This is a genomic window from Burkholderia sp. AU33545 (genome assembly GCF_020419685.1).
In the GTDB taxonomy this organism is placed as follows: Bacteria; Pseudomonadota; Gammaproteobacteria; order Burkholderiales; family Burkholderiaceae; genus Burkholderia; species Burkholderia diffusa.
Window position 1 is genome coordinate 190303 of sequence record NZ_JAIZRQ010000001.1, and the last position, 24867, is coordinate 215169.

At 68.8% G+C, this 24867-nt stretch carries 17 protein-coding genes; 5 read left to right on the forward strand and 12 right to left on the reverse strand.

Annotated features, from left to right (window positions below; translation table 11 throughout):
• The first annotated feature begins 9 nt into the window (after positions 1–9).
• A complete protein-coding gene (locus tag LGM71_RS00875; RefSeq protein WP_059608283.1) occupies positions 10–498 on the forward strand; it encodes a Dps family protein in 489 nt (162 codons plus the stop codon).
• 259 nt (positions 499–757) lie between these two features.
• A complete protein-coding gene (gene ubiA, locus LGM71_RS00880; RefSeq protein ID WP_059608284.1) occupies positions 758–1630 on the forward strand; it encodes a 4-hydroxybenzoate octaprenyltransferase in 873 nt (290 codons plus the stop codon).
• A 95-nt stretch (positions 1631–1725) separates the two neighbouring features.
• Here ubiA and proC read toward each other — a convergent pair whose 3' ends face one another.
• The 6 genes from proC to LGM71_RS00910 all read right to left on the reverse strand — a co-directional run bounded on the left by proC (position 1726) and on the right by LGM71_RS00910 (position 8818).
• Positions 1726–2538 (reverse strand): pyrroline-5-carboxylate reductase, encoded by an 813-nt coding sequence (proC, locus tag LGM71_RS00885; protein WP_124902670.1) that lies wholly within the window; start codon positions 2536–2538, stop codon positions 1726–1728.
• A gap of 50 nt (positions 2539–2588) precedes the next feature.
• The gene (locus tag LGM71_RS00890; protein ID WP_124624919.1) at positions 2589–3287 is read right to left on the reverse strand and encodes a YggS family pyridoxal phosphate-dependent enzyme; all 699 of its coding nucleotides are present in this window, start codon (positions 3285–3287) and stop codon (positions 2589–2591) included.
• Between the two features lie 116 nt (positions 3288–3403).
• Entirely contained in the window at positions 3404–4630 is a 1227-nt protein-coding gene (glcF, locus tag LGM71_RS00895) for a glycolate oxidase subunit GlcF (RefSeq protein WP_059608286.1), read from the reverse strand.
• Between the two features lie 7 nt (positions 4631–4637).
• Positions 4638–5726 carry a glycolate oxidase subunit GlcE gene (gene glcE, locus LGM71_RS00900; RefSeq protein WP_124624922.1) on the reverse strand — a complete coding sequence of 363 codons (1089 nt, stop codon included), beginning with the start codon at positions 5724–5726 and terminating at the stop codon, positions 4638–4640.
• Between the two features lie 150 nt (positions 5727–5876).
• Positions 5877–7370: an FAD-linked oxidase C-terminal domain-containing protein gene (locus LGM71_RS00905; protein ID WP_151050825.1), complete on the reverse strand. Its 1494-nt coding sequence runs from the start codon at positions 7368–7370 to the stop codon at positions 5877–5879.
• 38 nt (positions 7371–7408) lie between these two features.
• A complete protein-coding gene (locus LGM71_RS00910; protein ID WP_124624927.1) occupies positions 7409–8818 on the reverse strand; it encodes an FAD-binding oxidoreductase in 1410 nt (469 codons plus the stop codon).
• A 140-nt stretch (positions 8819–8958) separates the two neighbouring features.
• Between LGM71_RS00910 and LGM71_RS00915 the strand changes: the two genes are divergently transcribed.
• Both LGM71_RS00915 and hmpA read left to right on the forward strand, forming a co-directional pair.
• On the forward strand, positions 8959–9510 hold the full coding sequence (locus LGM71_RS00915; RefSeq protein ID WP_124902664.1) for a cob(I)yrinic acid a,c-diamide adenosyltransferase: 552 nt from the start codon (positions 8959–8961) through the stop codon (positions 9508–9510).
• Positions 9511–9606: 96 nt separating this feature from the next.
• The gene (hmpA, locus tag LGM71_RS00920; protein ID WP_226113560.1) at positions 9607–10815 is read left to right on the forward strand and encodes an NO-inducible flavohemoprotein; all 1209 of its coding nucleotides are present in this window, start codon (positions 9607–9609) and stop codon (positions 10813–10815) included.
• Positions 10816–10928: 113 nt separating this feature from the next.
• On the opposite strand, the gene aroG is transcribed toward hmpA, so the two are convergent.
• From aroG to LGM71_RS00940, 4 genes are all read right to left on the reverse strand, one after another.
• Positions 10929–12002, reverse strand: a complete 1074-nt coding sequence (gene aroG / locus LGM71_RS00925; protein WP_059465445.1) for a 3-deoxy-7-phosphoheptulonate synthase AroG — start codon at positions 12000–12002, stop codon at positions 10929–10931.
• A 398-nt stretch (positions 12003–12400) separates the two neighbouring features.
• Positions 12401–13867 carry a metalloprotease TldD gene (gene tldD / locus LGM71_RS00930; protein ID WP_226113562.1) on the reverse strand — a complete coding sequence of 489 codons (1467 nt, stop codon included), beginning with the start codon at positions 13865–13867 and terminating at the stop codon, positions 12401–12403.
• Positions 13868–13960: 93 nt separating this feature from the next.
• On the reverse strand, positions 13961–14788 hold the full coding sequence (locus tag LGM71_RS00935) for a carbon-nitrogen hydrolase family protein (protein WP_226113564.1): 828 nt from the start codon (positions 14786–14788) through the stop codon (positions 13961–13963).
• A 51-nt stretch (positions 14789–14839) separates the two neighbouring features.
• A complete protein-coding gene (locus LGM71_RS00940; RefSeq protein WP_226113571.1) occupies positions 14840–19036 on the reverse strand; it encodes a YhdP family protein in 4197 nt (1398 codons plus the stop codon).
• A 228-nt stretch (positions 19037–19264) separates the two neighbouring features.
• Between LGM71_RS00940 and glnE the strand changes: the two genes are divergently transcribed.
• Positions 19265–22066, forward strand: coding sequence for a bifunctional [glutamate--ammonia ligase]-adenylyl-L-tyrosine phosphorylase/[glutamate--ammonia-ligase] adenylyltransferase (gene glnE, locus LGM71_RS00945; RefSeq protein WP_226113573.1), 2802 nt, complete (start codon positions 19265–19267; stop codon positions 22064–22066).
• 128 nt (positions 22067–22194) lie between these two features.
• Here glnE and recN read toward each other — a convergent pair whose 3' ends face one another.
• Both recN and LGM71_RS00955 read right to left on the reverse strand, forming a co-directional pair.
• A complete protein-coding gene (gene recN, locus LGM71_RS00950) occupies positions 22195–23844 on the reverse strand; it encodes a DNA repair protein RecN (protein ID WP_124902654.1) in 1650 nt (549 codons plus the stop codon).
• Between the two features lie 19 nt (positions 23845–23863).
• Complete coding sequence (locus LGM71_RS00955; RefSeq protein ID WP_059608296.1) at positions 23864–24766, reverse strand: NAD kinase; 903 nt, start codon at positions 24764–24766, stop codon at positions 23864–23866.
• Between the last annotated feature and the right edge of the window lie 101 nt (positions 24767–24867).

A 24867-nucleotide genomic window follows, 5' to 3' on the forward strand; every position in this document is an offset into this window, starting at 1 on the left:
GTTCCGAAGATGGCCAGGAAAGGCAACGCCACGCAGATCAACATCGGCATCAGCGACAAGGACCGCAGGAAAATCGCGGATGGCCTGTCGCGCCTGCTTGCCGATACGTTTTCGCTGTACCTGAAGACCCACAATTTCCACTGGAACGTCACGGGTCCGATGTTCAATACGCTGCACCTGATGTTCGAAGCGCAGTACAACGAACTGTGGCTCGCGGTCGACTCGATCGCCGAGCGCATTCGCACGCTCGGCGTCGTCGCGCCGGGCACGTTCGCGGATTTCGCGAAGCTGTCGTCGGTGCCGGAAGCGAACGGGGTGCCGGGGGCGGAAGAGATGATCCGTCAGCTCGTAGAAGGGCACGAGACGGTCGTGCGCACCGCGCGCGAAATCTTCCCGATCGCCGATGCGGCGAGCGACGAGCCGACCGCCGACCTGCTGACGCAGCGCCTGCAGACGCATGAAAAGACCGCGTGGATGCTGCGGTCGCTGCTCGCGTAAGTTCGATGCGGCCGGTATCGGCGGGCAGTCCGACCTCAAACCGGGCCAGGTTGCCTGCATCGGATTGAATTCCGCCTGCCCGCCGGTGCATGTCCGCCGCACATCTGTCCCTGGATTGGCGGCGGGACTGCCCCGGCCGCTTGCAGCGGGCCGGAGCGGCCGACGCGCGGGCCGCGCCACCCGGCCGCGGGCCATCCCGACATGACGCGAACCGTGCCTCCGCTCTAAAATGCCGGGATTATCTTCCCGGTGCTTCGCCATGCTTGCCCGCTTTCCCCTGTATCTGCGGCTCGTCCGGATGGACAAGCCGATCGGCAGCCTGCTGCTGCTCTGGCCGACGCTCAACGCACTGTGGATCGCATCGGACGGCCATCCGCGCTGGCCGCTGCTCGTGATCTTCGCACTCGGCACGCTGCTGATGCGCTCGGCCGGCTGCGCGATGAACGACTATGCCGACCGCGATTTCGACCGTCATGTGAAGCGCACGGCCGATCGGCCGCTGACGTCGGGCAAGATCCGCGCATGGGAAGCCATCGCGATCGCGGTGGTGCTGTCGTTCATCGCGTTTCTCCTGATCCTGCCGCTCAACACGCTGACGAAGGAGTTGTCGGTCGTCGCATTGTTCGTCGCCGGTTCGTATCCGTTCATGAAGCGATTCTTCGCGATTCCGCAGGCGTATCTCGGCATCGCTTTCGGCTTTGGCATCCCGATGGCCTTCGCGGCCGTGCAGGACACGGTGCCGATGCTCGCGTGGGTGATGCTGATCGCGAACATCTTCTGGTCGGTCGCGTACGACACCGAATACGCGATGGTCGATCGCGACGACGACATCAAGATCGGGATTCGCACGTCCGCGCTGACGTTCGGCCGTTTCGACGTCGCGGCCGTGATGGCATGCTATGCGGTGACGCTCGGCATCTACGTATGGATCGGCGTGACGCTCGGCTTCGGCCTCGCATACTGGGCGGGCTGGGCGGCGGCGGTCGGCTGCGCGCTGTATCACTACACGCTGATCAAGGGGCGCGAGCGGATGCCGTGCTTCGCGGCGTTCCGGCACAACAACTGGCTCGGCGGCGTGCTGTTCGCGGGAATCGCCGCGCATTACCTGCTGGCGGGTGCGGCCGGCAACTGAAGGGGCCGCGCGCCGATGCGCGATGCCAGCAAAAAAAGCGGCCGAGGCCGCTTTTTTTGTTGCCGGCGCCGGAAGCCCGGCGGCGGTCGCCGCGCTTACGCGCGGCCGAGCTCGTCGCCCATTTCCTTCGCGCGTGCCTCGGCTGCGAGCGCGCCGCGCACGATCGCTTCCTTCACGCCCTGCGCGTCGAACGACGCGAGCGCGGCGGCCGTCGTGCCGCCCTTCGACGTCACGCGCTCGCGCAGCACGCTTGCCGGCTCGCCCGATTGCGCGGCGAGTTGCGCGGCGCCCGCGAACGTCGCGACCGCAAGCGCGCGGCCCTGTTCGTCGTTCATGCCGAGGCGGCGCGCGGCTTCCTGCAGCGCTTCGATGAAGTAGAACACGTAGGCCGGGCCGCTGCCCGAGATTGCCGTGACCGCATCGAGCTGCGCTTCGTCGTCGAACCACACGATCTCGCCGACCGCGCCGAGCACGTTCGACGCGAGCTCGCGACCGGCCGCGTCGACGCCCGGCAGCGCGGCGAGACCCGTCACGCCCATGCCGACCAGCGCGGGCGTGTTCGGCATCGTGCGCACGACGCGCGCGTAGTCGCCGAGCCAACGGGCGAGGTCGGTGCCGCGGATGCCTGCCGCAATGCTGATCACGAGCTGCGATTTCAAATGCGGTGCGAGCGCTTGCGCGACGTCCTTCAGCGCCTGCGGTTTCACCGCGAGCACGATCGCGTCGTAGTCCGCGAGCGTCGCGTCGATGGCCGCGCCGGTGCGGACGCCGAACTGCTGCGCCGCGCGCGCGCGGGCGTCCTCGTTGACGTCGATGGCATACAGGCCGTCAGCGGCGACGCCGCGCTTGATCAGGCCGCCGATGAGGGCCGCGGCCATGTTGCCGCCGCCGATGAATGCGATTTTCATGATGTCAGATTGAGCAGGTGATTGAACGGAAAGGCGGAAAAGCGCAGCGCTCAGTGCGAATAGTCGCGCGCGCCGAAGATCGCGGTGCCGACGCGCACGATCGTCGCGCCTTCGAGCACCGCGGCTTCGAGATCGGCGGACATGCCCATCGACAACGTGTCGAGCGGCAGGCCCTCGGCGCGCAATGCGTCGAACAGCGCGCGCAGCGCGCGATGCGGCACGCGTTGCGCGTCGATATCGCCAGCCGGTTCGGGAATCGCCATCAGGCCGCGCAGCCGCAGCGCCGGCAGCGCGGCGATCGCGCGCGCGAGCTCGGCCACGTCGGCCGGCGCGACGCCGCTCTTGGACGCCTCGCCGCTGATGTTCACCTGCACGCACACGTTGAGCGGCGGCAGGTGCGCGGGGCGTTGTTCGGCGAGGCGCTGCGCGATCTTCAGCCGGTCGACCGAATGGACCCAGTCGAACCGTTCGGCGACCGGGCGCGTCTTGTTCGATTGCAGCGGCCCGATGAAATGCCATTCGAGGTCCGCGCGCAGGTCCGCGAGCGCGTCGATCTTGTCGATCGATTCCTGCACGTAGTTCTCGCCGAACGCGCGTTGTCCGGCCGCATGTGCGGTGCGGACGTCGTCGGCGGGAAAAGTCTTCGACACGGCGAGCAGCGAGACGGTGGCGGGGTCGCGGCCGGCCGCGCGGGCGGCGTCGGCGATGCGGCGGTGAACGGAGTCGAGACGGGCGGCGAAGTCGGACATGACGGGCACGGAAGCAGGCACGGGGAACGAGTACGGCAGCGAGTACGGTGACGAATGCGGCACGGCACGCGCCGCTTCGAATCACCCATTATACGGACGCCGCCGCAGGCGCCGCGCTAGCCGTACAGCAGATGCTCGACGAGCTGGATCCAGTGCGCGACGGGAATCTGCGTGCCGCTTTGCAGGTGCGCGATGCAGCCGACGTTGCCGGACACGATCATCTGCGGCTCGAGCGCCTGCAGCTTCTGCAGCTTCTGCTTGCGCAGCCGGTACGACAGCGACGGCTGCGTCAGCGAATAGGTGCCGGCCGACCCGCAGCACAGATGGCTGTCGGCCGGCAGCCGTACGTCGATGCCGAGCGTCTCGAGCAGGCGCTCGACCTTGCCGCGCGACTGCTGGCCGTGCTGCAACGTGCACGGCGGGTGATACGCGACGGTATGGATCGCGCGGCGTCGCGCGAGCGTCGAGATCTCGGCCTCGAACGCGAGCAGCACGTCGGAGATGTCGCGCGTCAGCGCGACGATGTGCTGCGCCTTCTCCGCATAGGCCGGATCGTCGCGCAGCAGGTGCGCGTATTCGAGCACCGTCGCGCCGCAGCCCGATGCATTCATCACGATCGCCTCTGCGCCTTGCGCGACGTATGGCCACCACGCGTCGATGTTGCGGCGCGCGTCGTCGAGCGCTTCGTCGTGATAGTTCAGGTGCAGGCGGATCGCGCCGCAGCAGCCCGCGTCGGGCGCGACGATCGTCTCGACACCGAGCGCGTCGAGCACGCGCGCGGTCGCGATGTTGATGTTCGGCAGCATCGACGGCTGCACGCAGCCGGCGAGCATCAGCATCTTGCGCGGATGCGTGCGCTGCGGCCATTCGAGCAGTCGCGTGCGCGGCGGCACCTTGTCGCGCAGCCGTTTCGGCAAGAGCGGCCGCACGTGCTGGCCGAGCCGCATGATCGGCGAGAACAGCGTCGCGTTCGGCACGAGACTCGCGAGCAAGCGACGCACGAGCCGCTGCTGCACGGGGCGCTGCACTTGCGCTTCGACGTGCTTGCGGCCGATCTCGACGAGCCGGCCGTACTGGACACCCGACGGGCAGGTCGTCTCGCAGCTGCGGCAGGTGAGGCAGCGGTCGAGGTGCTGCTGCGTGCTGCGCGTGACGGGCGCGCCTTCGACCATCTGCTTGATCAGGTAGATACGGCCGCGCGGGCCATCGAGTTCGTCGCCGAGCAGCTGATAGGTCGGGCAAGTCGCGGTGCAGAAGCCGCAATGCACGCACTTGCGCAGGATCGCGTCGGCCTCGTCGCCGTCGGGCGTATTGCGGATGAAATCGGCGAGGTTCGTTTGCATCGAGCCCTCAGAGGTCGGGGTAGAGCCGGCCGCGGTTGAAGATGCGCGCGGGATCGAACGCCGTCTTCAGCCCGCGGTGAATCTTCATCAGCGGCGCGGGCAGCGGCGTGAACACGCCCGCGCTGCGGTCGTAGGAATCGCCCGCGCGGAACAGCGTCGCATGGCCGCCGGCCTGCTTCGCGCTCATGCGCACCGTCTGCGCGTCGGCATCGGTGATCCACCAGCGCTGCGCACCGCCCCATTCCATCAACTGGGTGCCGGGCAGGTGCATCGGTTCGGTGATCGACGGCAGCGCGAGGCGCCACAGCGCATAGCCGGGCGGAATGCCGTTGAAGAACGGATCGGTGTGCTCGCGCAGGCCGGCCCAGAATCGCTCGGCCTCGACCGCGTCGACGACTTCGCCGCCGAGCAGCGTCTTCGCCGATTTCACGGCGGCCTCGGCGCCCGACAGCCGCAGCACCAGCGTGCCGTTGCGCCAAGCGCTCGCGCTGACCGGCAGCGGATGGCCGCCCCATTCGTTGAGCTTGCGCACCGCGTCGGTCGCGGTCACCTCGAACTTCAGCGTGACTTCGGCGACCGGCACCGGCAGCACCTTGATCGACAGGTCGAGCATCAGCCCGAGCGTGCCGAGCGAGCCGGCCATCAGCCGCGACACGTCGTAGCCGGCGACGTTCTTCACGACCTGCCCGCCGAAGCGCAGCACTTCGCCGCGCCCGTTCATCAGCGTGACGCCGAGCACGAAATCGCGTGGCGCGCCGCAGGTCGCGCGGCGCGGGCCCGCGAGGCCCGCCGCGATGCAGCCACCGACGGTGGCCGCGCGGCCGAAATGCGGCGGCTCGAACGGCAGCATCTGGCCGCACTCGGCGAGGACGGTTTCAAGCTGCGCGAGCGGCGTGCCCGCGCGGACCGTGACGACGAGCTCGGCCGGATCGTACGACACGATGCCCTGAAACGAGCGCGTGTCGAGTATTTCGCCGTCCAGCGCCTGGCCGTACCAGTCCTTGGTGCCGCCGCCGCGAATCCGCAGCGGCCGGCCGTCGGCACTGGCGGCACGGATGCGCTCGGCCCATCCGGCGACGATGTCGTCCTCTTCCATGTTCTGTTGCTGCCTCGTTGTTGTCCGGTCGATTGTACCGGGGTGGCGCGAATCCACATCGCGACTATCCCTAAGCCCCGTATGACGAAGGCATGCAGCCGCCACGCGCACGGCCGGCACGGGCCGCGCGACTGCGTGACTGCGCGGCGCTCAGAAGCGCGGCAGGTCGGGGTGCGGCAGCAGCCCCCCACGGACGTGCTGGCGGCCGTACTCGGCGCAACGCGCGCGGGTCGGGATGCCCTTGTCGGGGTTGAGCAGCCCGGCCGGATCGAATGCGCGCTTGACCGCGAAGAACGCATCGCGCTCCTGCGGCGAGAACTGTACGCACATCGAATTGAGCTTTTCGATGCCGACGCCGTGCTCGCCCGTCACGCTGCCGCCGAATTCCACGCAGCATTCGAGGATTTCCGCGCCGAACTGCTCGGCGCGGTGCAGCTCGTCCGGATCGTTCGCGTTGTAGAGGATCAGCGGATGCATGTTGCCGTCGCCGGCATGGAACACGTTGATGCAGCGCAGTCCGTAGCGTGTTTCGAGTTGCTCGATGCGCGCGAGCAAGGGGCCGATCGCGCGGCGCGGCACGGTGCCGTCCATGCAGTAATAGTCGGCGGAAATGCGTCCCGCGGCAGGAAACGCGTTCTTGCGGCCGGACCAGAAACGCAGCCGCTCGCTTTCGTTGCGCGACACCTGGATTCGCGTCGCGCCATGCTCGCGCAGCACGGCCGTCATGCGGACGATTTCCTCCGCGACTTCCTCGGGCGTGCCGTCCGATTCGCAAAGCAGGATCGCCTTCGCGTCGAGGTCGTAACCCGCGTGCGTGAACGCCTCGACGGCCTGCGTGGCCGGCTTGTCCATCATCTCCAGCCCGGCCGGGATGATGCCCGACGCGATGATCGCGGCGACCGCCTCGCCGCCCTTCACGACATCGTCGAAGCTCGCCATCACGAGCTGCGCGGTCTGCGGTTTCGGGATCAGCTTCACCGTGACCTCGGTGACGATCGCGAACATCCCTTCGCTGCCGATCATCACCGCGAGCAGGTCGAGTCCCGGCGTGTCGAGGCCGAGCGAGCCGAATTCGACGATCTCGCCGTCGATCGTGACCGCGCGCACGCGCATCACGTTGTGCACCGTCAGCCCGTATTTCAGGCAGTGGACGCCGCCGGAATTCTCCGCCACGTTGCCGCCGATCGTGCAGGCGATCTGCGACGAAGGATCGGGTGCGTAGTACAGCCCGTACGGCGCGGCCGCTTCCGAAATCGCGAGGTTGCGCACGCCGGGCTGCACGGTGGCGGTGCGCGCGTACGGATCGACCTCGACGATGCGCGTGAAGCGCGCGAGCGACAGCACGACGCCGTTGACGATCGGCAGCGCGCCGCCGGACAGGCTCGTGCCCGCGCCGCGCGGCACGATCGGCACTTCCATGCGGCGGCAGATCTGCACGATCCGCTGCACCTGCGATTCGGTTTCGGGTAATGCGACCGCGAGCGGCAGCCGGCGGTACGCGGACAGGCCGTCGCATTCGTACGGCGCCGTATCTTCGTCGCGGAACAGCAGGCAATGCGTCGGCAGCACGGCCATCAGCGCCTGCACGACTTCGCGCTGGCGTTGCGCGCGGGTTGCGCTCGACAGTTCGACGGAAGCGTTCATGGGGTCTCCAGCGGGCGGCGCGGCAGCGCGCCGCCGTGTCAGCACGTGAAGATCTTGCCGGGATTCATCAGGTTGCGCGGATCGAGCGCGAGCTTGATCGCGCGCATCGCGTCGATCGCGTTGTCGCCGTGCTCCTTCGGCAGGAAGCGCATCTTGTGCAGGCCGACGCCGTGCTCGCCGGTGCAGGTGCCGCCGAGGCGCAGCGCGCGTTCGACGATCCGGTCGTTGATGCGTTCGGCTTCGTCGATTTCCTCGGGCTTGTCGGGATCGATCAGGATCGCGACGTGGAAATTGCCGTCGCCGACGTGGCCGACGATCGGGCAGGGCAGCGACGATGCGCGCAGGTCGACTTCGGTTTCCTCGACGCACGCGGCGAGTTGCGAGATCGGCACGCACACGTCGGTCGTCACCGCGCGGCAGCCGGGTTTGAGCTGCAGCATCGCAAAATACGCGTTGTGGCGCGCGGCCCAGAGCCGCGTGCGATCCTCGGGGCGGGTCGCCCATTCGAAGCCCTGGCCATTGTTCTGGCCCGCAAGCGTCTGCACGAGCTCGGCCTGCTCCTTCACGCCGGCTTCGGTGCCGTGAAATTCGAAGAACAGCGTCGGCGCTTCGGCGAGCGTCAGGTTCGAGTGGCGGTTGATCGAGCGTACCGCGAGCGCGTCGACGAACTCGACGCGCGCGATCGGCACGCCGATCTGGATCGTCTCGATCACGGTGCGCACCGCGTCGCCCATCGACGGGAACGTGCAGATCGCGGCCGACACGGCTTCGGGCAGCGGATGCAGGCGTAGCGTGATCTCCGTGATCACGCCGAGCGTGCCTTCGGAGCCGACGAACAGGCGCGTGAGGTCGTAGCCGGCCGACGACTTGCGCGCGCGCGAGCCCGTCTTCACGACACGGCCGTCGGCGAGCACGGCGGTCAGGCCGAGCACGTTCTCGCGCATGGTTCCGTAGCGCACGGCGTTGGTGCCTGATGCGCGGGTCGCGGTCATGCCGCCGATGCTGGCGTCGGCGCCCGGATCGATCGGGAAGAACAGGCCGGTGTCGCGCAGCGCTTCGTTGAGCGCCTTGCGCGTGATGCCCGGCTCGACCGTGACGGTCAGGTCTTCCGCGTTGATCGACAGCACCCGGTTCATTTCCGACAGGTCGAGCGAGACGCCGCCGCGCACGGCGAGGAGGTGGCCTTCGAGCGACGAGCCGGCGCCGTACGGGATCAGCGGTACGCCGTAGAGCGCGCACAGCGAGACCACTTCGCGAACTTCATCGGCGTTGTGGGCGAATACGACGGCATCGGGCAGTTGCGGATCGAACGGCGATTCGTCGCGACCGTGATGGGCGCGAACGGCGTCGGCGGTCGAGACACGCTCGCCGAAGGCGGCGCGCAGCGCATCGAGCATGGCGGAGGGCAGCGGGCGGCGCGCGGTGGCCGGCGGGGCAGGGTGATTCACGAATGTCTCCTGACGACTGCTTGTCAAACTTTCGGTTCATTCTACGCTGTAACGCCCGCTGCGCCCGCCGCCGCGGGCTGCGATAATCGCGTTCCTAGGCAACCGGGCCGCATCGCGGCCGCGCACGAGAGGAGATTCGCATGGGCAACCGCTTGAGCAAGATCGCGACGCGCACGGGCGACGACGGCACCACGGGTCTCGGCGACGGACGGCGCATCGGCAAGGACGACGCGCGGATCGCCGCGATCGGCGACGTCGACGAACTGAACTCGAACCTCGGCGTGTTGCTTGCCGAGCCGCTGCCGGACGACGTGCGCACCGCGCTCGTCACGATCCAGCACGACCTGTTCGATCTCGGCGGCGAGCTGTGCATTCCCGGCCACGCGGTACTCGACGACACGCACCTCGCGCGCCTCGACCGGTGGCTCGCCGACTACAACGCGACGCTGCCGCCGCTGAAGGAATTCATCCTGCCGGCCGGCTCGCGCGCGGCGTCGCTCGCGCACGTATGCCGGACGGTGTGCCGCCGCGCGGAGCGCTCGATCGTCGCGCTCGGGCGGAACGACACGCTCAATGATGCGCCGCGGCGTTACGTGAACCGGCTGTCGGACCTGCTGTTCGTGCTGGCGCGCGTGCTGAACCGCGCGGGTGGCGGCTCGGACGTGCTGTGGGAGCGCGGGCGCGTCCGCTGACGCGCTGTCGCGTTTTTGCGCGCTGCGACAATTTGCCCGAGGGGCGTCGATTTTTAAAGATGTATCGTATGTGCATGTTTAACGGAGAAATCGAACATGACCCACATCACCGCTGACCAGATGGCTCGTGTGAAGGCCACTGCCCCTGTCCTCGCCGTGCACGGTGCGACGATCACGAAGCACTTCTACCAGCGCATGTTCGCGCGCCATCCGGAACTGAAGAACCTGTTCAACCAGACGCACCAGAAGACCGGCAGCCAGCCGGAAACGCTCGCGAAGGCGGTCTATGCGTATGCGGCGAACATCGACAACCTCGGCGCGCTCGGCGGGGCGGTGTCGCACATAGCGCACAAGCACGCGAGCCTGAACATCCGTCCCGAGCATTACCCGATCGTCGGCGAGAACCTGCTCGCGTCGATCGTTGAAGTGCTCGGCGACGCGGTCGACGCGGAGACGCTCGAGGCATGGCGTGTCGCGTACGGCCAGCTCGCGCAGATCCTGATCGGCGCCGAGGCCGACCTGTACGCGGGCGCCGCGTGGAGCGGCTTCCGTCCGTTCAAGGTCGCCCGCAAGGTGCGTGAAAGCGACGAGATCACGTCGTTCTACCTGACGCCTGCCGACGGCGGTGAGGCGCCGAACTTCGCGCCGGGCCAGTACGTCACGGTGAAGCGTTTCGTCGGCGACCTCGGCGTCGACCAGCCGCGCCAGTACAGCCTGTCCGACGCACCGCACGGCAAGTGGCTGCGCATCTCGGTGAAGCGCGAGGCCGGCCAGCCGGAAGCGATCCCGCCCGGCAAGGTATCGACGCTGATGCATGACGGCGTTGAGGAGGGTGCGATCGTCGAAGTGACCGCGCCGATGGGTGAATTCTCGCTGAAGCGCGGCGTCGATACGCCGGTCGTGCTGATCTCCGGCGGCGTCGGCCTGACGCCGATGGTGTCGATGGCATCGACGCTGGTCGGCGAAGGCAGCACGCGCGAGGTGCGGTTCGTCCACGCATGCCGGTCGGGCGCGGTGCATGCGTTCCGCGACTGGCTGAACGATACGGTGCGCGAACACGCGAACGTGAAGCGCACGGTGCTGTACGAGCTGGTCGGCCCGAACGACCGGGTCGGCGTCGATCACGACCTCGAGGGGCGCTTGACGCCGGAACGCGTGAAGCAATACGCGCTGGTGCCGGATGCCGACTACTACGTCTGCGGCCCGATCGCGTTCATGAAGGCGCAGCGCGACGCGCTGGTCGCGCTCGGCGTCGCGCCGGAGCGCATCAATACCGAGATCTTCGGTTCGGGCGCGCTCGAGTGAGCGCCTGACGGCGGCTGCTTGCCAACCAGAAAGCCCGGCGCGAGCCGGGCTTTCTTCTTGCGGCGCAGGCTGCAGGCCGCGGGTGGCACACGCCGCCTCGGGCCTGCCGGCGATCAGTTGCCGCTGCCGCGCGCGACGCGCCGCGCCTTCACCGATTCCGCGAGGCCTTCGAGCACCTTCACGCTGTCGTCCCACGCGATGCACGCGTCGGTGATGCTCTGGCCGTAGGTCAGCGGGCAACCTTCCTTCAAGTCCTGACGCCCCTCGACGAGGTGCGACTCGATCATCACGCCGACGATGCGCTCGTCGCCGGCCGCAACCTGGCGGCCGATATCCGCGCATACGGGGATCTGGTTCTCGTGCTTCTTCGAGCTGTTCGCGTGGCTCGCGTCGATCATCAGGCGCGCGGCGAGGCCCGCCTTGCCGATGTCCGCGCACGCGGCGTTCACGCTGTCCGCGTCGTAGTTCGGCGTCTTGCCGCCGCGCAGGATCACGTGGCAGTCCTCGTTGCCGGCCGTCGACACGATCGCCGAGTGGCCGCCCTTGGTCACCGACAGGAAATGGTGCGGCTGCGATGCGGCCTTGATTGCGTCGACCGCGATCTTCACGTTGCCGTCGGTGCCGTTCTTGAAACCGACCGGGCACGACAGCCCCGATGCGAGCTCGCGGTGCACCTGCGACTCGGTCGTGCGCGCGCCGATCGCGCCCCACGAGATCAGGTCGGCGATGTACTGCGGGCTGATCATGTCGAGGTATTCGGTCGCGGCCGGCAGCCCCATCTCGTTGATCTGCAGCAGCAGTTCGCGCGCGGTGCGCAGCCCTTCGTTGATCTTGAAGCTGTTGTCGAGGTGCGGATCGTTGATGAGCCCCTTCCAGCCGACCGTCGTGCGCGGCTTCTCGAAGTACACGCGCATCACGATTTCCAGCTCGCCCTTGAAGCGCTCGCGCTCCTTCACGAGCCGCCCCGCGTACTCGATCGCCGCCTTCGTATCGTGGATCGAACACGGCCCGATCACGACGATCAGCCGGTCGTCCATCCCGTGCAGGATGCGGTGCATCGACTGGCGCGAGTTGTAGATCAGCTCGGACGCGGCTTCGGAGCACGCGAATTCGCGGATCAGGTGGGCGGGCGGCGTCAGTTCCTTGAGTTCGCGAATGCGGACATCATCGGTGTTGTGCGGGGGCATGCTGTTTCTCCTAATTTTGCGGGCGCCGTTCGGTCAGTGCGCGTGCGGCAGATTCATCAATTCAAGCTATTCAGTGATTCCGGTCGGAACCGCGGGATCCGCTGCGGCGGGGACCGGGTGGCGAAGGGCGAAAAAAAACCGCCGGGTTCGCCGGCGGTTTTTTCGGGAATTTCGGTTGCGCTTTACGCGCCATCAACCCTCTCGATCCGCCAGCGGTCTGAGATGCCAAAAAAAGTAAAAATAAAACTTGGCGGACATGACGGAGATTCGGTTCGTCAAAAAAGTTGATTCGGAATTTATACCCCGGCGCCAGGCCGCTGGCAACCGGGGATGCGCGAAAATGCGGACAATCCGCGTGTTTGCGGCAAAATGCGCGGATTGTCTGCGTCGCGATGCGGTTATGCCGTACCGCCGACCGTCATCTTGTCGATCCGCAGGGTCGGCTGGCCGACGCCCACCGGCACGCTCTGGCCTTCCTTGCCGCACACGCCGACGCCCGAGTCGAGCGACATGTCGTTGCCGATCATGCTCACGTACTTCAGCGATTCCGGGCCGCTGCCGATCAGCGTCGCGCCCTTCACCGGGTAGGTGATCTTGCCGTTCTCGATCATGTACGCCTCGTACGCCGAGAACACGAACTTGCCGTTCGTGATGTCGACCTGGCCGCCGCCGAAGTTCACCGCGTACAGGCCGTTCTTCACCGATGCGATGATTTCCTGCGGATCCTTGTCGCCGTTCAGCATGTACGTATTGGTCATCCGCGGCATCGGCAATGCCGCATACGACTCGCGCCGCGCGTTGCCGGTGACGGGCATTTTCATCAGGCGCGCGTTCAGCGTGTCCTGGATGTAGCCCTTCAGGATGCCGTCCTCGATCAGCGTCGTGCACTGCGTCGGGTTGCCTTCGTCGTCGATGTTCAGCGAGCCGCGGCGATTCGGCAGCGTGCCGTCGTCGACCACCGTCACGCCCTTCGCGGCGACCTGCTCGCCGATCCGGCCGGCGAACGCCGACGAACCCTTGCGGTTGAAGTCGCCCTCGAGGCCGTGGCCGATCGCCTCGTGCAGCAGCACGCCCGGCCAGCCCGGCCCGAGCACGACCGTCATCGCGCCGGCCGGGGCAGGGCGCGCGTCGAGGTTCACGAGCGCCGCGTGCACGGCGTCGTCGACGTAGCGCGACAGCACTTCGTCGGTGAAGTAGCCGTAGTCGAAGCGGCCGCCGCCGCCGCCGGAGCCGATTTCGCGGCGGCCGTTCTGTTCGGCGATCACCGTGACCGACACGCGCACGAGCGGCCGGATGTCGGCAGCGAGCGCGCCGTCGCTGCGCGCGACCAGCACGACATCGTATTCGCCGGCGAGCCCCGCCATCACCTGCGTGACGCGCGGGTCGCGACCGCGCGCCATCTGCTCGATGCGCTCGAGCAGCTTGACCTTGGCCGTCGCGTCGAGCGACGCGAGCGGATCGGACGGCAGATACAGATCACGGCCCGAGATGCCCTTCAGCGACGTCGCCGCCTTGATCTTCTGGCGGCCGCCGCCGGCCGCCGCGATCGCCTTGGTCGCCGCGGCCGCCTGGGCGATGGCTTCCGGAGACAGGTCGTCCGAGTAGGCGAACGCGGTGCGGTCGCCCGCGACCGCGCGCACGCCGACGCCCTGGTCGATGCTGAAGCTGCCCGACTTCACGATGCCTTCCTCGAGGCTCCACGCTTCGCTGCGGGTCGCCTGGAAGTACAGGTCCGCGTAGTCGACGCGATGCGTGAAGATGTCGGCGATCGTGCGCGTGAGCAGGCTCTCGTCGAGGCCGTACGGCGTGAGGAGGATGTCCTTCGCCAGCGCAAGATTGCGGATGCCGGGTTCGATGATGTTCATGCGGGTATCGAGGGTTCTCAAAAAGTTGTCGGGTGCGTTCTGGGCAGATGGGTTGGCCGGGCGGCGTTTCAAGCGCCAGGGCGGATCAGCGGTTCAGGCCAGCACGCGATGCCGCCACGCGGGCAGGCTCTGGCGCACGTCGGCGATGCGCTGCGGATCGAGCGCGCCGGTCACGACGCTCGCGCCTTCGTCGCGGACCGCGACGATTTCGCCCCACGGGTCGATCAGCATGCTGTGGCCCCAGGTGCGCCGGCCGTTCTCGTGCTTGCCGCCTTGCGCGGCCGCGAGCACGTAGCACTGGTTCTCGACGGCCCGCGCGCGCAGCAGCATTTCCCAGTGCGCGCGGCCCGTCGTATACGTAAACGCCGACGGCACGACGATCAGCGCGCAGTCGCCCATCCTGCGGTACAGCTCCGGAAAGCGCAGATCGTAACAGACCGACAGGCCGACCCGCCCGAACGGCGCGTCGAACGTGACGACCGTGTCGCCCGCGCGGATCGTGCGCGCCTCGTCGAACGATTCGTCGCCTTTCTCGAAGTTGAACAGGTGGATCTTGTCGTAGCGGGCCGCTTCGTTGCCGCTCGGGTCGAACACGAGCGTCGTGTTCAGCACGCGATCGGGTTCGGGCGCCTTCAGCGGCAGCGTGCCGCCGATCACCCAGACGCCGTGACGATGCGCGGCCTCCGCGAGGAAGCGCTGAATCGGACCGTCGCGGTAGGGTTCGGCGAGCGCGAGCTTGTCGGTGTCGCGATGGCCCATGAAGCAGAAATACTCGGGCAGCAGCACGAGCTGCGCGCCGTCGCCGGCCGCTTCCGCGATCAGGCGTCCGGCTTCGGCGAGATTGCGTGCGACGTCCGGCGTGCTCACCATCTGCAGCGCGGCGACCCGAAAGGGCGTGGCGGAACGGGCGTGATCGGTCATCGCTGGATCGGTTGCGTCATAAATGGGGTGCGGCCCGGCACCCTGCGCGCGTCAGTGGCTCGCCGCATCGGCCGGACCGTGATTCATCTTACCCTGATCGCCTCGCACCCGCTCGATGTGCGGATGCGCCCACGAGCCGGTGATCGCGTAGTCGAGCGCGAACGCGTGCGACAGCGTCTCCGACAGCGCGTAGTTCGCCGCCAGCACGCCGACGCCGAGCAGCGGATTGATGATCGCGGCCGCGATCGCGGCCGTGCCGGCGCCGATCTTCGGCGCGACGTGCGCGTGCAGGTCCTGCGTCTCGGTGCCAAGGTCGACCGCGCCGCGCACGGTCACGTTCGCCGGCGCAGTCGTCATCGAAAAGTCGTCGGTGCGTGCGATCCCGTTCGAGATCCGGCTGGTGCCCGTGATCTTGTCGAACGGCAGTCCCTTGCCGATCACGTCGCGGAAATTCAGCGTCAGGAAGCGCGCGAGACTCTGCAGGCTCAGCACGCCGAGCAGTTTCGCGGCGCCCGGATCGACCTTCAGGATCTGGCCGTGCTCCAGGTCGAGCGCGATCTGGCCGCCGAGCGACGGCAGATCGACCGCGGTCGGGCCGCCGCGCCAGCCGACCTTGCCGGTCACCGTGCCGTGGCCGTCCGCCAGCGTGCGCGGCAGGCCGACGAGGTCGAGCAGCGCGCCCGCGTTGCCGACGTCGAGCTTGAAGTCGAACACGCTGCGGCGCGGTGCATCGTTTTCGTCGACGCCGCGGGCCAGCGCGCGGCGCGACGTGCGCCAGTTGCCGGTTGCCGTCAGCTTTGCGGCCGGGTTCGCCAGCTCGAGCTTGTCGAGCTGCCACACCGGCGCGCCGTCTTCCTCGATGTTGCGCGCATTGACGACGAGCCGGCCGATGTCGTGATCGCGTGCAACGACCTGGTCGACGATCAGGTCGACCGACGGCATCGGCCGGTCGGTCGGCGTCGGCAGGTTCATCGCGCGGCCGACGAGGTCGTGCTGCGCACTCTGCGGAATCACGAGCTTCGCGAGCCGCGCGTTCAGCACGCCCGCGCCGTTGTCGCCGCCCGGCGCCCACGACAGGTAGCCCGAGACCTGGTTCGACGCGATGTTCGCCTGCCACAACTCGTCGATGTGCGACGCGCCGATGATCACGTTTTCCCAGTTGCGCTTGAGCAGCTTCAGCGTGCCGAAGTGGAGCGCGAAGCGTTTCGGCGTGAAGCTCGCGACGTCGATGCGCGGCGCGGCTTGCGGTTCCGGCGCGCGCGGCGCGTCGTGCTGCAGCGTGCGGGCCAGTGCGAGCCAGGCGTCGGCGTCGAGTTCGTCGACGTCGACGGCGGCGCTCACGCCGTCCTGCGGCAGGTCGGGCATCCGGTGGATGCCCATCGCGCCACGCATCGCGCGCAGCGGCTGGCCGGGTGTTGCGTCGAGCAGGTAGGTCGCGGACACGGGGCCGAGGGTCAGGTCGGCGTGCTCGAGGCGCTTGCCGCCCGCCTCGGCGGCCGGCTGCAGCGTGAAGCGGAACGGCATCGGCGTGCCGGCCGGTTTCGCGAACGGCGCCGGGAAGTTCAACGCGACGCCCGTCAGGTCGGAACGCGCGGTGACTTCCGGCAGGCGGCCCGGCGCGCCGCGCACGGCGAGCTGGTACGGTGCGTCGCCGACCACGTGCTCGAGCAGCGCCGCAGCCGTGCCGCGCAGGTTCATCCCGCGCGCGGCGTCGAGCGCGAGCTTGCCGTCGACGTCCACCGCGTACGGGCCGTGCGACTGGAAGTTGCCGTTCGCGCGCACCGGGCCGCCGAGGAAGCGCCCCGACAGGTCGTGCAGCGATGCGCCAGTCTCGGAGAAGCGCACGCTGCCGCGCAGCGCGGACAGCGGCGGCACGCCGTCGGTCGACAGCGTGTTGCCGCCGAACGCGAGTGCGCCTTCGACGTGGGTATGCGGATGCGGAACGTGCTGCGGAATCGTGATCTTGAGCGCGAGCGCCGCCGGCCCCTGCGCATCGATCCGCTGGCCGATGTGCCCGCTCATCGCGCCGAGCGAGCTGTTGTCCGCGTAGTCGATCAGGTCCGCGAGCGGGCCTTGCGCATGGCCGTCGATGACGAGCGGCGACGTCGACGGGTTGCCGAGATCGTCGATCCGGCCGGCGACCTTCGTCAGCGCGACGCGCTTGTAGTGCGCGCGCGCGATGTCGAAACGCAGCTTGTTCTGCGCGAGCTCGAACACGCCGTCGATCCCGTCGAGTGCGGGCCAGACGCTCGGCGTGCCGTTCGCGAGCTTGCGCGGCGGGTACGGCGTCGGCTCGAAGCGGCCGCCGGTGAACGGCGCGACGATATGGAACACGCCGGCATCCGGCTCGTGTTCGAACGGGAATTTCTCGAGCGGGCCGCGGGCGACGATCGACGCGCCCTTGGACACCTGGCCGTCCTGCAGCGCATGGCCGAGATAGTCGCGCAGGTGCTCGGACATCCCCGTCGGCAGGTAGCGCGGAATGCGCGCCACCGACGCGCGCGCGAATTCCGCGCGCAGGTCGAGCGAGCCGCGGCCGTGGCCGGGGTTCGTGTACGAGCCCGACACCGCGATTTCCGCATCGGGGTTCGCGACGAACAGGTCCGGCAACGTCACGTCGACGCGCGCGTGCTTCTCGCCCGGCGCCGGCGTGATCACCCATTTCGCGTTGCCGCGCAGCCGGTCGAAGGTCAGGCGCGGCTCGTCGAATTCGCCGGGCACCGTGACCGCGGCGTTGACCGTGTCGAAGTGCGCGGCGCCGCCCGTCTCGTTCGCGTCGACGCGGCCCCACAGGTTCTCGACGCCCGGCCAGCCGGCGCGCGGATGGCCACGCGGCGAGAGGCCGGGAGGCGGCTCCTGCGCGGCGAAGCTGATGCCCTGCAGGTCGCCGAGGAAGCGGTAGCGCACGATCGGTGCGGCGCCGGTGCGCCGCTCTTCGTCGGCGAGCTCGGCACGCGCCGGCTTCGCGCGTTCGACCTCGATGTGGTAATTCGACACCATCCCGCGCGGGTCGAGCTTGATCAGTTCGTTGCGCAGCCGCGCCGGCAGCGGCAGCCCGCGGATGAACTCGCTGAGGATGCCGAGATCGACGCGGTCGCCGACGACGCTCAGGAGCTGCCCCTGGTCGGCGGCCGGCACGCGGTAGCGGGCGGTCAGCGTCGACAGCGCGAGCGAGCGGGCGAGCGGCGTGCCGTCCGGCAGCGGTGGCTGCCCGAGCTCCGCGTTGAAGCGCGTCAGGTGCAGCGTGTAGTCGCGGCCGGTGTCCAGCGCCATGTCCCAGCCGAAGCCGACCGTCGGCACGTCGAGGCGCGGCTGGGTCGGCCGCACGCGCAGCACGACGTCGGCGCCCTGCAGGTCGCCGCCGGCGGAGCGCAGGTGGCCGTTCTGGAAGGTCGCCCAGATTGCGTTGTCGATGCGGCCCGCGTGGATCGTGAGCGGTATGTCGAGATAGCGGCCGAGCGTCTGCAGGTCGACGGGGCCGGTCGACAGATACGCGTCGCCGGTCCAGTTCGTCGGCTTGCCGATCGGCGCGAGCGGCTTGTGCCGGAAGCGCGCGCGGAAATCGAGCGGGCCGAGCAGCAGGGTGCCGTTCGCGGGCGCCTGAAGCGCGGCCTTGTGCTCGCGGCCGTCGTTGAGCACCGCGAGGCGGATGCCGGACAGCGCGAGCTCCGGCGCATCGTGCTGCGCGTCGCGCCAGCGCAGCGTGCCGTTGCGCAGCACGATCGCTTCCTGCTTCAGCAGCCAGGTGCTGAACGTGTCGTTGCCGCCATGGGTGGTCGCGACGCCGACGCCCGCGATGCTCAGCGAGCCGTCGGCCGCGCGCGCGACGACGAGGTCCGGATGGTCGACGATCAGGCTCGACAGCGCGGGCGACAGCCGCAGCAGCGACAACCACGACAGCGCGGCCGTCGCGTGCGGGACCGACAGCGCGATCTGGCCGTCACGGCCGCGAATGGTGAGGTTGGCGACTTCGACACCCGGCTGCATGCCGGACCAGTGGGGGGACAGTTTGCCGATCGAGAGCTGCGCGTGGAGCTTGTCGGACACCGCGCGCTCGATGCGCGGGCGAAATTCGTCGATGCGCGGCAGTACCACGTAGCGCAGCCCGAGGAACGCGCCGGCCGCGACGAAGTACGTGCCGATCCCGACTGCCAGCGTCACCCTGAACACGTGACGCAGGACTGGATGATCGTGCTTCGGAGGTCCCGCTTCGGGCTCAGCTAAGGCGGATTCCTGACGGTCGGACATGCGGCGGAAGGGCGGCGATATGGTAGTTTTGCAGACTGACGTTGAAATGTATCACAGGGGTTCGTGCCGGCGGCCGTTGCGGCAGCGCGGCACGGGCTTTCCGGCGCGCGGTTTTCGCGGCGGCGCATCCGCGTCGCGACACCGCGCCGAGTCCACGGGGCCTGTCGGCAGCGGGGCGCGCAAGCGTTCTCCCGCGGCGGCGGGCCCGACCGCCAGGCCCGCTTTTCGATGACCGACGCTTCCGCCCTGATCAGCCAGTCCTACTCCCGCTATATCGCCCGCGCGGCCGCCGCGCGTCCCGCGCTGTCCGACCAGATCGCCGCGTGGGCCGCCGCACCGCTCGCCCGTGCGCAGCTCGACGCGCGCCTGACCGAACTGCTCGCATCGCCGGCCGGCGCGACCGCGCCGGGCGACGAGCAACTGAAGCGCGCGCTGCGGCAGTTGCGTGTCGAGGTGTTCGGCGCGGTTGCGGAGCGCGACCTGCGCGGCGTCGCGGACGTCGCCGAGGTGACGTCCGCGATGACCGATCTCGCCGAGGTGGCCGTGCAGCGCTCGCTCACGCTGCTGTCGGCCGAACTCGAGGCGATGTACGGCGAGCCGCGCGGCGCCGACGGCCAGCGCGTCGTGCTGGGCGTGGTCGGGATGGGCAAGCTCGGCGGCCGCGAGCTGAACGTGTCGTCCGACATCGACCTGATCTTCGTCTACGAGGACGACGGCGAGACGGCGGGCGGCACGCGCTCGCCGCTGTCCACCCAGGAATACTTCACGCGGCTCGGCCGGCGCCTGATCGGCGTGCTGTCCGAAGTCACGGCCGACGGCTACGTGTTTCGCGTCGACATGCGGCTGCGCCCGAACGGCGATTCGGGGCCGCTCGTGTGCAGCCTCGGGATGCTCGAGGAGTATTTCTACGTGCAGGGGCGCGAATGGGAGCGCTACGCGTGGATCAAGGGGCGGCTCGTGTCGGAAGGCGACAGCGACGCGGCGCAGCGGCTCGCGTCGCAGCTCGAATCGATCGTCAAGCCGTTCGTGTACCGCCGCTATCTCGATTTCGGCGTGATCGGTGCGATCCGTTCGCTGCACCAGCAGATTCGCCAGGAAGCCGCGCGCCGCGCGTCGATGCGGCCCGACAAGGCCGACGACATCAAGCTCGGGCGCGGCGGGATCCGCGAGATCGAATTCAGCGCGCAGGTGTTCCAGTTGATCCGCGGCGGCCAGGATGCAGAATTCCGCGTACGGCCGACGCTCGCGGTGCTGCGCCATGCGCAGGCGCGCGGGCTGATCGGCGAGGACGTGCGCGAGCGCCTGACCGACGCCTACAACTTCCTGCGCACGCTCGAGCACCGGCTGCAGTACCGCGACGACGCGCAGACGCACGCGATGCCGGTCGATCCGGCCGAGCGCGCGGCGTTGGCCGCGTCGCTCGGCTTTGCCGACTACGCGGCGCTGATGACAGTGCTCGACGGCTACCGCACCTTCGTCGAGGCGCAGTTCGACCAGATCTTTGCCGACAAGGTGAGCGGCGGCCCGTGCGCGGCGGGCGAGGACACCACCGCGTCGTGGATCTGGAGCGGGGCGCTCGCCGACGACGGCGAAGACGACGCGCTGCGCGCGCGCCTCGACGGGCTGGGCTTCACCGATCCGGCGACCGTGCTCGCTCGGCTGCGCGCGATCTGGCAGTCGTCGCGCTACGCGGGCCTGCCGGAAAAGAGCCGGCAACGCTTCGACAGCGTCGCGCAGCGCGCGCTCGAGGCTGCGCCGCGGATCGACACCGCGCGCCGCGACGACACCATCGTGCGGCTGTTCGACCTGCTCGAGACGGTCAGCCGGCGCGGCGTCTATCTGGCGCTGCTGACCGAGTATCCCGCCGCGCTCGATCGCGTGCTGTCGGTGCTCGGCGCGACGCGCTGGGGCGGCGGCTACCTGATCCGCCATCCACAACTGCTCGACGAACTGCTCGACGACGAAGCGATCGCGAGCCCGTTCGACTGGCCCGCGTTCAAGGACGCATTGCGTGCGCGCCTCGCGGCCGCCGACGGCCCCGAGCAGCAGATGGACCTGCTGCGGCATGCGCAGCACGCGGAGGTGTTCCGCATCCTGCTGATCGATCTGGCGGGCCAGCTGTCGGTCGAGCACGTGAGCGATCGCCTCTCGGAGCTCGCCGACGCCGTGCTCGACGTGACGATCGAGGTTGTCTGGTCGCAGCTCGCGAAGCGCCACCGTGACGTGCCGAAGTTCGCGGTGATCGCGTACGGCAAGCTCGGCGGCAAGGAGCTCGGCTACGCATCGGATCTCGACCTGATCTTCCTGTACGACGACCCCGACGAGCACTCGGCGGACGTCTACACGACGTTCACGCGACGGCTGATCACGTGGCTCACGACCGCGACCGGCGCCGGCGCGCTGTTCGACATCGACCTGCGGCTGCGGCCGAACGGCGAGGCCGGACTGCTCGTGACCGATCTCGACGCGTTCCGCCGCTACCAGCTGCGCGAGGGCGACGCGGCGAACACCGCGTGGGTGTGGGAGCACCAGGCGCTGACGCGTGCCCGCTACAGCGCGGGCGACACGCAGATCGGCGCCGACTTCGAGGCGATCCGCCAGCAGGTGCTGACGACGCCGCGCGACGGGGCGGTGCTTGCGAAGGAGATCGTCGACATGCGCGGCAAGGTGTTCGCCGGCCACCCGAACCAGACCGAGCTGTTCGACCTGAAGCACGATCGCGGCGGGATGGTCGACATCGAGTTCATCGTCCAGTACTGGGTGCTGCTGCATGCGTCGAGTGATGCCGAGCTGATACGCAATACCGGCAACATCGCGCTGCTGCGCGAGGTCGCCCGATTCGGGCTGATGGGCGAGGACGAAGCCGAGCGCGTCGGCGCCGCGTACCGCAAGTACCGGAAGCTGCAACACAAGCTGCGGCTCGACGGGATGGAAAAGGCGCGGGTCGATCCGGCGCTGGTGGCCGACGAGCGGGCGGCCGTGACGGCGCTGTGGGAGCGGGTGTTCGGCGCGATTGAAACGAGTGTTTGATTCGGGCGTTGGAGTCGAGCGTTCGAATCACCGGAGCAGGGCGGGCGCGATCGGGCGGCCGCTGCTGCCGATGAAAAGAGACCGACGCATGCGCCGGTCTCTTTTCATTCGGGGGCCGGGTGCCCGCGTCAGGCCGCCAGCATTTCCTTCGCGTGCTTGCGCGTCGTCGCGGTGATCTCGAGCCCACCGAGCATCCGGGCGACTTCCTCGACCCGGCTCGCCTTGTCGAGCGGGACGACCGACGAGACGGTGCCACCGCGGTCGTCGGCACCCTTCGCGACCTGGAAGTGATGGTCGCCGCGCGCGGCGACCTGTGGCAGGTGGGTCACGCACAGTACCTGGCGGTCACGCCCGAGCTGATGCAGCAGGCGGCCGACCACCTCGGCGACGCCGCCGCCGATGCCCGTGTCGACTTCGTCGAAGATCAGCGTCGGCGTCGGGCTGGCGGCACTCGCGATCACCGCGAGCGCAAGGCTGATCCGTGCGAGTTCGCCGCCCGACGCGACTTTCGCAAGCGGCCGCAGCGGCACGCCGGGGTGTCCGGCGACCCGGAATTCGACCTGCTCGAGCCCGTGCGCGCCACCATCGGCGAGCGGCACGAGCGCGACTTCGAAGCTGCCGCCCGCCATCGACAGTTCCTGCATGCCGGCCGTGACGGCCGTGCCGAGCGCCTTCGCGGCCTGCGCGCGCGCCTTCGACAGGCGTTTCGCGTCAGTGAGATAGGCTTCCCATGCCTTGGCCTGCGCGGCTTCGAGCGCGCCGAGATCGGCGGCTGCGTCGAGCGCGGCGAGCTGCGCGCGGCGTGCCGCATGTTCCTCGTGCAGCGTGTCGGGCGGCAGCCGGAACTTGCGGGCGGTCGAGTGCAGCGCGTCGAGGCGCGCTTCGACCTGCGCGAGCCGGGCTGGGTCGAGATCGAGGCGCTGCGCGTAGTGCGACAGCGAATAGACGGCTTCCTGCAACTGGATCTCGGCCGGTTCGAGCGATGCGAGCGCGTCGCCGAGCCCCGTGTCGTAGTCGGCCAGGCTGCGCAGTTTCGACACGATCGCGCCGAGTTGCGGGAGCATCGCGTCGTCGGCCTCGGACAGCGCGTTGAGCGCACCCTGCACGCCGGCGATCAGATTCGCCGAATGCGACAGGCGCTTGTGCTCGCTGCCGACTTCGTCCCATTCGCCCGGTTGCGGTGCGAGCTTGTCGAGCTCGGCGAGCTGCCATGCGAGCTTCTCGCGTTCGAGCTGCAGTTCGCGCTCGTGCGCCTTCGCGGCGTCGATCGCCTGCGTCGCGTCGCGCCAGACGCGCCACGCGCGTGCGACGTTCGCGGCATCGGCGACGAGCCCCGCGTGCGTGTCGAACAGCTCGCGCTGCGCATCGGGGCGCATCAGCAACTGGTGCGCGTGCTGGCCGTGGATGTCGACCAGCATCTCGCCGAGTTCGCGCAGCTGCGCGAGCGTCGCGCTGGTGCCGTTGATGAATGCGCGCGAGCGGCCGTTCGCGTCGATCACGCGGCGCAGCATCACGGTGTCCTCGGTGTCGAACGCGTGTTCGTCGAGCCAGTGCGCGACGCGGTCGTGCGGCGTGAATTCTGCGGTGATGTCGGCGCGGCCGCAGCCGGCGCGCACGACGCTCGCGTCGGCGCGTTCGCCGAGCGCGAGGGCGAGGGCGTCGATCAGGATCGATTTGCCGGCGCCGGTTTCGCCGGAAAAGACGGTAAAGCCGCTGTCGAATTCGAGATCGAGCGCGGCGACGATGACGAAGTCGCGAATCGAGAGGTGGCGGAGCATGGTGTCGGGCTCAGGGGCGTCAGAACGCCTTGTCGTCTTCGTTCGACGCGTGTTCGTTCCAGTGCAGCTTCTTGCGCAGCGTCGAGAAATAGCTGTAGCCGACCGGGTGCAGGAACGGCACCGTGTGCTTCGAGCGGCGCACCTCGATCGTGTCGTTCAGTTCGAGCGCGGTGAACGACTGCATGTCGAAATTCACGTTGACGTCGCGCCCGCCGACGATCTGGATCGCGATCTTCGAATCGTCGGGCAGCACGATCGGCCGGTTCGACAGCGCGTGCGGCGCGATCGGCACGAGCACGATGCCCTGGAGCTGCGGATGGAGGATCGGGCCGGCCGACGACAGCGCGTACGCGGTCGAGCCCGTCGGCGTGGCGACGATCAGGCCGTCCGAACGCTGGTTGTACATGTACCGGCCGTCGACCGACGCGCGCAGCTCCACCATCCCCGAGAAGCCGCTGCGGTTCACGACGACGTCGTTGAACGCGAGCGCATGGTAGATCGGTTCGCCGTCGCGCACGATCCGGGCCTCGAGCAGCGAGCGCTCCTCGCGCTCGAACTTGCCCGCCAGCATCACGGGGATGCGTGCGTGCATGTCGGCCGCCGCGATGTCCGTGATGAAGCCGAGCCGCCCGTGGTTGATCCCGATCAGCGGTGTCCGGTACGGCGCAAGCTGGCGGCCGATGCCGAGCATCGTGCCGTCGCCGCCCAGCACGACCGCCACGTCCGCACGCGCCCCGATTTCGGCCGGGGTGAGCGCCGGATAGCCGGTGATGCCGAACTCGCGCGCGGTATCGCCTTCAAATACGACCTCGAAGCCCAGCTTCGCTAGGCTGGCAGCCAGGGTGGCGAGCGGCTCGGCGATGCCGGGCGTGTTGCTCCGGCCGACGAGCGCGACAGTGTTGAACTGATTACCGGTTTTCATGCCGGCATTACACCATAGCTCGTTGACGAAAAGAACCGGCTGTGCGCCGGCGGGGCCGGATCGGGCCGGCCCGCGCAACAATGGCCGACGCCACTCGCCGC